This is a genomic window from Oleiphilus sp. HI0061, assembly GCF_001635675.1.
Genome location: NZ_LWFE01000580.1, coordinates 1 through 9,730 on the forward strand (window position 1 = coordinate 1; position 9,730 = coordinate 9,730).

Annotated in this window: 8 protein-coding genes; 5 read left to right on the plus strand and 3 right to left on the minus strand. The window is 45.0% G+C overall.

The annotated features are described in order from the left end of the window. From A3735_RS07595 to bluB, 5 genes are all read left to right on the plus strand, one after another. Positions 1–240 (plus strand): GTP-binding protein (locus A3735_RS07595; RefSeq protein ID WP_197485741.1); only part of this gene is annotated, 240 nt, incomplete at its 5' end. Between the two features lie 79 nt (positions 241–319). Then, on the plus strand, positions 320–4,180 hold the full coding sequence (cobN, locus tag A3735_RS07600) for a cobaltochelatase subunit CobN (RefSeq protein ID WP_068515056.1): 3,861 nt from the start codon (positions 320–322) through the stop codon (positions 4,178–4,180). After that, positions 4,177–5,310 carry an aminotransferase class I/II-fold pyridoxal phosphate-dependent enzyme gene (locus A3735_RS07605; RefSeq protein WP_068515053.1) on the plus strand — a complete coding sequence of 378 codons (1,134 nt, stop codon included), beginning with the start codon at positions 4,177–4,179 and terminating at the stop codon, positions 5,308–5,310. Before cobN ends, A3735_RS07605 begins: the two co-directional genes overlap by 4 nt. Beyond that, positions 5,303–6,484, plus strand: coding sequence for a sirohydrochlorin chelatase (locus tag A3735_RS07610; protein WP_068515050.1), 1,182 nt, complete (start codon positions 5,303–5,305; stop codon positions 6,482–6,484). The genes A3735_RS07605 and A3735_RS07610 overlap by 8 nt, the downstream gene beginning before the upstream one ends. Positions 6,485–6,514: 30 nt before the next feature. Next, positions 6,515–7,165 (plus strand): 5,6-dimethylbenzimidazole synthase, encoded by a 651-nt coding sequence (gene bluB, locus A3735_RS07615; RefSeq protein ID WP_068515048.1) that lies wholly within the window; start codon positions 6,515–6,517, stop codon positions 7,163–7,165. A gap of 186 nt (positions 7,166–7,351) precedes the next feature. Here bluB and A3735_RS07620 read toward each other — a convergent pair whose 3' ends face one another. From A3735_RS07620 to A3735_RS07630, 3 genes are all read right to left on the minus strand, one after another. After that, positions 7,352–7,645 (minus strand): hypothetical protein, encoded by a 294-nt coding sequence (locus A3735_RS07620; RefSeq protein ID WP_068515045.1) that lies wholly within the window; start codon positions 7,643–7,645, stop codon positions 7,352–7,354. Positions 7,646–7,697: 52 nt separating this feature from the next. Next, entirely contained in the window at positions 7,698–8,171 is a 474-nt protein-coding gene (gene dfrA / locus A3735_RS07625) for a trimethoprim-resistant dihydrofolate reductase DfrA (RefSeq protein WP_068507422.1), read from the minus strand. A gap of 98 nt (positions 8,172–8,269) precedes the next feature. Continuing rightward, the gene (locus A3735_RS07630) at positions 8,270–8,716 is read right to left on the minus strand and encodes an NUDIX pyrophosphatase (protein ID WP_068515042.1); all 447 of its coding nucleotides are present in this window, start codon (positions 8,714–8,716) and stop codon (positions 8,270–8,272) included. Between the last annotated feature and the right edge of the window lie 1,014 nt (positions 8,717–9,730).

Here is a 9,730-nt window from a genome sequence, read left to right on the forward strand (position 1 = left end):
AAAATTCAAGCAGCGATACAAAACGTTGTTAGTGACTTCAATATCTTCAGAGTAAAAGGTTTTGCAGCTTTGCCAGGTAAGCCAATGAGACAAGTATTGCAGGCTGTGGGTAAGCGTCTAGACAGTTATTTTGACCGCCCATGGCAAGCAGGCGAGCCAAGAAAAACATCGCTCGTTTTTATCGGAAAAGGCATCGAGAAAGCGGTCATCCAAAGCGTATTAGAAAACGCCCTGGTTTAGGTGGACGGGTTTAGGCAAACAGGTTTAAACGCACCCATTAGACAAGCGATATTGAAAGGCAGAATTTGGTGATTTTTTTATGCATTTGCTAGCAGCTAAACCGGGTGGTTTTGTCGATGATGAAGGTATTATCGATCTCGATCAAAGCCCCGCAGAGGTAGTTATACTGACATCGGCAGACAGTAGTTTGTCTGCACTGTCGTATGCGCTACAAAATATGCACGAAGATCACCAACACGATGTGAACTTTCCGCAAGTGCGTTTGGCGAACTGGATGCAATTGTTAAAGCCTGCTGCGTATGACTTGTATGAGCATAAGGTCTTGGAGTCGGCCCAAGTCGTTGTCGTATCCTTATTGGGTGGCGCGAGTTATTGGGCCTATGGTTTGGAGCGCTTGGTTGACTGGCAGAACGCACAAACACCGGACGCTCCTAGAACCTTAATTGTGGTTCCTGGGGATGATAATCCTGATCCGGACTTATCTGATGCTAGTTCGGTAGTGCCTCAGGATGCGCACCGTGTTTGGCGTTACTTGCGTGAAGGCGGCGTCGAGAATGCCCGACATCTTTATCACTTTATTATTGCGCGTTATGTCAGATTATTAGCTGATCTAACGTTGTCATGGCAAGAGCCGAGGCCCTTACCCAAATGTATGATTTACGAGCCGGGTGTAGAGCAGGGGACCTTATTAGCTTGGCAAGACAAGGTAAGCAATAAGGCTGGCCAAGATAATCCAACCGTAATGCTGTTGTTTTATCGAAGTCATTTGCAAAGCGCTAATACCACGATGTTCGATGCGCTAATTAGTGTCTTGGAACAGCATCAGCTTTCTGTGTTACCCGTTGCGATTAGTTCGCTAAAAGACCCGTCATCACTCTCCTTGGTTAACGCATTAATCGACCAGGCAAATGTACAGTTGGTACTGAATGCGACTGGGTTTGCAACCAATACCGTGGCGAGCCCCGATCTTAGTTCTGAGCCAAGTACTTTCCAATCGCCCTTTGAGAAAGACCTTGTTGTTTTGCAGTTGGTATTGTCAGGTAGTACAGAAGAAGACTGGTTAGCGCATAGCCAAGGCTTGAGAAGCCGAGATTTAGCGATGCAAGTCGTGCTTCCTGAAATGGATGGTAGGATTGCAACCCGTGCACTTAGTTTTAAGAGCGAGAGTTTCTACGACGAGCATGCCCAGTCGAGTATCGTTCAATATGAATTAAATGCTGAACGGGCACATTTCGTAGCGGAATTAGCATGGCGATATTGCCGACTTGCGGTGAAGCCAAATTCAGAAAAACGCATCGGGATGATACTCGCGAATTATCCGACGAAGGATGGCCGGATAGGGAATGGCGTTGGGTTAGACACACCCAATTCAGCCTGCCAAATTCTGAGTGCCTTGGCCGATGCTGGTTACCCCGTTAGCGATATTCCCGAATCGGGAAATGCATTGATCGAAGCATTGCTAACTTCTGTCACCAATAATCCAAATACCTTGCACCATTTGCCATGTTGGCAAAGTCTTTGTGTCGAGACCTATAAGAAGCTGTTTTCTGCGTTACCCGAATCGTCACAGAAAGCAGTAATAGATCAGTGGGGACAGCCAGAGGACGACAACAAGTTTCGGCAAGGGCGACTGATGATATCGGGTATTCGTTTGGGCGAGATCTTTGTTGGTATTCAACCTGCACGAGGATTCAATATTGATCTGGTCGCAAACTACCATGACCCGGATTTGATCCCACCGCACAACTACTTAGCTTTCTATTTTTGGCTGAGACATGTCTATAAGGTGGAAGCGGTGATTCATGTTGGTAAACATGGCAATCTGGAATGGTTACCCGGAAAAGGCTCGGCCTTATCATCAGAATGTTGGCCTGATATTGCGCTTGGCCCTATGCCGCATTTTTATCCGTTTATTGTGAATGACCCAGGTGAGGGTGCTCAAGCAAAGAGGCGAACCCAAGCGGCCATTATCGATCATCTAATGCCACCCATGACAAGGGCTGAAACCTATGGACCACTAGCCGAGTTAGAGTCGCTAGTCGATGAGTATTACCAGGCAATGGGAATGGACGACAAGCGCGAAGTCTATCTCCGAAAAGCGATTTTGGATCAGGTAAAAGATAGCAATGTGCTAGACGAACTTGGCACTGAAGATACGTCAGATGAAGACGCTGTACTAAATCGGCTCGATGCGTATTTATGTGACATCAAGGAAGCGCAGATACGACATGGTCTGCATATACTAGGGGTGCTGCCAAACAAGGAGAAGCTTTCGGATACGATAGTGGCCTTACTGCGCTTGCCTCGTGGTGGTGAGAAACACAGTCAGGGAATTCTTCATAACCTGGTTCTGGATTTAGATATTAAAGGTGACGATGATCTATTTGATCCACTGTCTGCAGGTGCGGAAGCTTGGGAGGGCACGAGACCTGAATGCTTAGCCGAACTAGATGAAGGACTTTGGCGTACCGAAGCGGATACACGTGAGCGACTAGAACTGCTTGCCAAAAAGCTAGTAGAAACCTATGTCTTGTCTGACGAATCAATTCCGTTGCTTGCGCAATTACCTTCTACACTAGCGCAGCTCAATTATACAAAAGACGTGCTCTTAGCTGCGTTGAGAAAAAGTGCAGAACTGGAGTTGGGCTCAATCATCAAGGGCTTAAGAGGTAAGCGCATTGACCCTGGCCCGAGTGGCGCACCAACGCGAGGAAGATTGGATACCTTGCCGACAGGGCGTAATTTCTTTTCCGTTGATAATCGTGCCATACCGTCCCCGGCGGCGTGGGAAATAGGAAAGCGTTCGGCCCAAGCTTTGATCGAACGTCATCTTCAAGCGCATGGTGATTATCCCAAACAGCTAGGTTTGTCAGTTTGGGGTACGGCAACCATGCGAACCGGTGGCGATGATATCGCTCAGGCTTTTGCTCTGATGGGCGTCGAACCTATTTGGGCGCCGGGATCTAACCGTGTTGTTGATTTTAAAGTGCTGAGCACCCAATTGCTGCAACGACCTCGTGTCGATGTGACCTTGCGGGTCTCGGGCTTTTTCAGAGATGCATTTCCTAACGTCATGAAATTATTTGATGCGGCCGTGCAAACGATTGTCGATATCGAAGAACCTGGAAACGAGAACATCATTCAACAGCATGTGTTAGAGCGTATCGATGAACTAACACTGACGGGGTTAAATGCCGATTTGGCTAGAAGGCAGGCGAGTTATCGTGTGTTTGGTAGTAAGCCCGGCGCTTATGGTGCGGGTCTACAGGGCTTGATAGACGAGCGTTGTTGGGAGCAAAAGAGTGATCTAGCCGATGCCTATCTGAATTGGGGTGGCTATGCCTACGGTAACGAGGCGGGAGACGGTGTCGATGCCAAGGAAGCTTTCCGTTTTCGATTGTCGCAATTAGAGGTGGTTTCGCAAAACCAGGATAATAGAGAGCACGACATCTTGGACTCTGATGATTATTACCAGTTCCAAGGGGGCATGAGCAACGCGGTTGAAGTGTTCTCGGGGGATGCACCAACGGTGTATCACAATGACCATTCCAACCCGTCATCTCCTAAGATTAGAACCTTGAAAGAGGAGCTGAACCGGGTTGTCCGTTCGCGAGTGTTAAACCCTAAATGGATTCATGCGATGCGAGAGCATGGTTACAAAGGTGCCTTTGAGATGGGGGCGAGCATTGATTATATGTTCGCCTATGATGCCACCACCAATCTGATTGATGATTATCAATACGAGGCCGTGACTGATACCTTGATACTCGACTCGGATAACCTCAATTTTCTCTTGGAGAACAACCCCTCTGTGCTTGAAGAAATGGCAGAACGCTTATTAGAAGCGACGCAACGTGGGCTTTGGGGTGCTCCTGGCCAGTATCCGGAAAAATTACAGGATGTGCTCTTGGCTTTGGATGAAAAGCAGGAGCAGGCATGATGAGTAGAGTTGACGACCGAATTCTTCATGGGGGAGATCTCGAAACGGCATCAAAATGCTATGGTGTCCCTATAGAAAAGTGGATTGACCTCTCGACGGGCATTAGCCCTATGCATTACCCAGACGTGGATATATCTACAGAGTACTTAACTCGAATGCCATATCAGAAGGATAATTTTCGCAGCGCCGTTCGAGGCTATTACGGGCAGCATGATTTCTTTGCGACAAATGGCTCACAACAAACTATTGCTTCGCTGCCAAAGTGCCTGAAGAATTTTCCGATTGTCTTGCCTGATATCGGTTATCAAGAGCACGCCGAGGCCTGGCGTCAGCATGGGGCGGAGTTGGTTTATTATCCATCGAACAACGTTGATGACGCAAAAAAAGTCATAGAAAAACGGCTTGCATCTGGCGACGCATTTCATTTGCTGGTGATAAATCCAAACAACCCCACATGCATCACTTTCTCACCCGAAACATTGAAGTATTGGTCATCACAACTTACTGAGGGCGCTGCGTTAATCGTGGATGAAGCGTTTGCAGACCTCTGTCCTGAGCAAAGTGTTTTGGGTGCTAATTTTGCAGCGAATATGGTGGTATTAAGATCATTCGGTAAATTCTTTGGCTTACCAGGCTTGAGGCTCGGTTTTGTTTTTGCGGGCCAAACGCTTTTGCATGAGATGAAGGCTTTCATTGGTGTTTGGGATGTCAATGGGCCTGCCCAAGAAATAGCGACTCGAGCGTTTCTTGATGCGCAATGGCAAGCTGACGCGCGCCAGCGATACCTCGACTTGTCTCGAGATAACCAAAAGCTGTGGCAAGGTTTATTTATTCAATTGCGAGAACAAGGGGGCGATGTATCAGAAGCCCACCAATTGTTGTTTTCGACCTATACCCTCGAAGATGAAAAAGCAAAACGACTATTCGAAGTGTTTGCACAGCACGGTGTTTTACTTCGATTAATCAAAATCGGTAAAGGGCATTCTTTAATTAGGATAGGCTTTGTCGATATACAAAACGTCCAACAAGTGACGGAACTAAATCATAAAATTAAACAAAGCATGCACGCATTAAAAAAATATTTTGCTGGCACCGCAAACGACATACAAATGGAGAGGCAATATGGCTGATCAATCAGTGGAAGTAAAACGTGGCATTATGGTCTGTGGCCATGGCAGTCGAGACAAAGGCGCAGAGCGTGAATTTGGGCGTGTCGCAGCAGGACTAAAAAAACGATTTCCAGATATGCCTGTCGAATATGGCTTTTTGGAGTTCTCCGCACCCAACATTCATATGGGTCTAAACTCGTTAATTGATCAAGGTGTCGAAGAGATCTACGCGGTTCCAGGAATGTTGTTTGCCGCAACTCACGCAAAGAACGACATTCCATCTGTATTGACGACATTCGAAGAGAAAAAGGGGAACGTGAAAGTCGCTTACGGCAATGAACTCGGCTTGCACGAAGCGATGATCGAGGCGTTTCAAGCAAGAATATATGAGTCACTCGGGCTAGACTCCAACAACCCTCCAGATCAACTTTATGACACTATGCTAGTGGTTGTAGGGCGCGGAACGTCAGATACCATGGCAAACGCGGAAGTGGCTAAACTGACTCGAATCGTCAATGAGAATATGGGTTTTGGCTGGGCTGATACGGTTTACTCAGGGGTAACCTACCCATCGGTTGGAGAAGGCTTGGAGCGATTGGTAAAACTCGGTTTTAAAAAAATAGTGGTGGCACCGTATTTTCTGTTCACAGGCAGGTTAATTAAACGTATTTACGGATATGTAGACCATGTCGCCGGACAGTTTCCTGATAGCGAGTTCATTAAGACGCCTTATCTTAATGATCATGAAAAAGTTATCGATGCATTTGAAGTTCGTGTGCGTGAAATTATGACGAATCAGTTACTGCCAGAAAACTTAATGTCATCGTTCAAGCGGAGGCTGGCGGCAGGAGAGGTTGACGTGCATCACCATCATGCTGAATTTGACCCGAATAATCCAAATGGCAGCGTGTCTGAAAGCAGTCATTCGCACGATGACTCACCTAGTCATGAACATTCACACGGTCATTCTCATGACCACTCACACTCTCATGGCCACTCTCATGGCCACTCACATAGTCATGGGCATTCCCATGGCGTTTACAAACATATCGGACACCCAATGGGGCCACGAACCATGATAGGTGACGGGATTTGTAATTGTTTCATGAGACAATTTCCTCAAGAAATACTCGATGAAGAAAAAGAGAAAATAGCTAGCGCCAGTGATAAAACGCCGCTTGCGCATCGCCAATAGCCGTAAGGATGATGAGATGGGCTCTAAGTCATGAGTAAGTCGTTCAGTTATCCTGAAGCCGATAAAAAGGCAATATACCGCGTTATGGCTGAGCGCAGGGATATGCGCCATTTTAATGGTCAGCCGCTAGAAGAAACTACGCTCGGTAGAATTCTTGCGGCAGCTCACTTGGCGCCTAGTGTTGGATTAATGCAGCCTTGGCGTTTTATCCGAATCAAGAATTACGATATTAAGCACTCAATTCATTTACTCGTGGATAAAGAGCGAAAATTTACTGCGCAAGCCCTAGGAGAGCGTGAGCAAGATTTTCTCAAACTGAAGGTAGAGGGCATACTTCAATGTTCAGAAGTAATTGTAGCTGCGTTGCCTGACAAACGCGATGAACATATATTTGGAAGACGGACCTTGCCAGAAATGGATCTGGCATCCTTATCCTGCGCCATTCAAAATATGTGGCTAGCCGCTCGCGCCGAAGGTGTAGGCATGGGATGGGTATCTTTGTTTGAACCGGAGGACCTTAAACAGCTTCTTGAAATGCCTCAAGGAAGCCATCCCGTTGCGATTCTGTGTATTGGTCATGTTGATGGGTTCTATGAGAAACCGATGCTCGTGATGGAAAAATGGTCAGAAAAATTCGACTTGAATGAGCTGGTTTTTGAGAACTTCTGGGGAAAAAGTTAGGCTAGATAAAATGAAACATAATTAGCTTTGTCACCTTACTCAAGGGTGATCTAATTGTTTAAGATCACTTTTATATTTTCGTAGGTGAAGTTCGAACTGCAACATCTTATAGAATTAGTTCGTCGATAACGAACGTCTGTTCGAAATTAGCGTTTACTCAGAGGGGCGGATCCTTGGTGGGCGCCACTAACAATCACCCCATGCTGCCGACCTTGGTCCGTCATATGGCTCTAAGTTTAGCCAATACTGGACCGTCAAGATATCTTGCTTAGTGAGTATCGTATGCTTAATTGAGTGCACAATATACCTCTTAGGAGATTGTTCGGATGCGATCCGTCCAACACCATCGAGCCTATCCCAACCGTGGTCATCAAACCTTTCTCCGACCGAAACTGGTAGAAAAGGTGTATTGGATATAAACATTGCAACAGGTGTGTGCTCTCCACTTGTATCGCAAAGGTATAATTCGTACTTTGTCATCTAGGCGTACCCAACAGTTTATTCTATAAGACTGGAGGCGCATCAAGGCCTCTTAATCATTTTGCCATATTTGGTAACTATAATTTATGTTGGACACGAAGTCTTGAGTGAAAACTAGCTTAAAACTACTAGGGATTTTCGGGAAATAGATATTCCCCTCGGGCTCAATGTCGATAGTTGAAATATGTAAGGTATCAACTTTGCCGATTAAGCTGTTATATATTTCGCCGCCACCACATACAATTGCATGATCTGTTATTTTCTCTAAATGGATTAGAGCATCTTCGATCGTTGAAAATACTAAGACATTCTTATCATCTGATGTGAAGCTTGAACGGGTTACGACAGCATATCTACGATTAGGCAAAGCTCCCATAGACGTGAAGGTTTTTCGTCCGACTAAAAGCCACTGATTATAGGTGACTGCCTTAAATAGTAACTGCTCTCCTTTTGCGCTCCACGGTATATCTGGGCCGTTCCCTATGACTCCATTCTTTGATATTGCTGCCATTAGCGATAATTTCACGAAACTTCCTTCGGTTGTAAAATTGTATAAACAGAGTTGATCTCTTTGTGACTACAGCGCTGCTTTTTTGTGCGGTAGGAAAGGGGTTTTTAAGTATATTATGTAGCTAACGAAGCCTCAATAACCGCTAATGCTTTGATGCTAAGTTGAAATTCTAACATTGCTTTAGCTCTCTCAAAACTGAACCAGCCAAACTCACAATGTTCGCTGGATAATATTGGGTCGGTACTTACAGGCGCAGAGAAAACGAATTCTTGAATAGTATTGTGCTCTCTTGCGTACTTTGATTGCCACTCTGGTTTAATAGCGTATTCATACTGGTAGATTGACTTACCAATATTTGAGATGCATATACCTGACTCTTCGAAAACTTCTCGGATCGCAGCTTTTTGAAGGCTCTCGCCTAGCTCTTTCCCCCCAGTAACACTTTGCCAAAAACCAGAAAGAGCTAAGTCTGGGCGAGGTACCCGCTTTAACAACAGATACTGTCTTTGGTTTCTAGTTTCTCGATAAAGAAATACACTGACTGAAATTGGTTCTCGCATAAATACCCGTACTTTGCACATAAAGCGAATGTTGAAATGTATCTTGTAGCTATGATTTACCAATTGTCTTTGAGGTTTCCAATCAATATGTTGGTTTGTTTTTTACAGCTAAAAAATATCTTTGGTGAGAGTATTCAAAGGGATAACCTTTTACAACAGTTTCAATGAGAAAAGAGCGTTTTAGGTCGAGTGTAAGCATTGGCTCAATTTTAAAACTGGCTGCATTACCCTTATCTAAATAAGTGATTAAAACGGTAATTTTGCATACGTACTTGTAATCCTGGTATGTTGTCAGTCGAAAATATCTTGGAGCTAATAAACTAGCGCTTTGTGCTCAAAGCCAGCATTCCATGAGCGTTCGTAAATGTTATATTTAGGCCAAATCTAAACCAAGCTTCAACGGCAGCTAATGGCACAATCAACGTCACTTAAAAAATAGATTACCGCCTGCGCGGTAATGACAGAAAAGCGGACAATGTGATAGTTCGAAAATGTCGGCTGTCTCATCACAGCTGCCAAAAAGCAAAACCCGCCAAAAGACCGCTTTGTGAAGGTAACTGCTATAGTTGTTACACAAGAAAAAGATCTGCTTTTTTCTTCTAACCGATGAAACTCATTTCGTTGGTTTTAGCCGAACTCTCTTGATAAGTGTTTATGGAATCACTGAACTGAAAGAGTCGGTTCAAACCAGTCTCAAAGGTCCGCTATCCGAACAAAGGCAATGAACTTTTCTTCTAGCTCAGCTAGAGATTAATGCCTACTTACTCATCGTTTGTGATAAGAAGCAAGGTCGGTTCTTGAATATTAAGTTATCTATTCCCATAAAATGACTCAGCGATGTGAGTAGTCGTAAACCTTTATAACCCTTTTACCGAAGACTTACCGAACATTCTTTCCCGTTTTTCATAATGATATGTAAATGGGTTGATACCAAACGCTTGAACAGCACCAATATCATCTCTAATATGGGATCGAAACTTATGTAGATAAGTTATTATACTATCCTCACGGCAC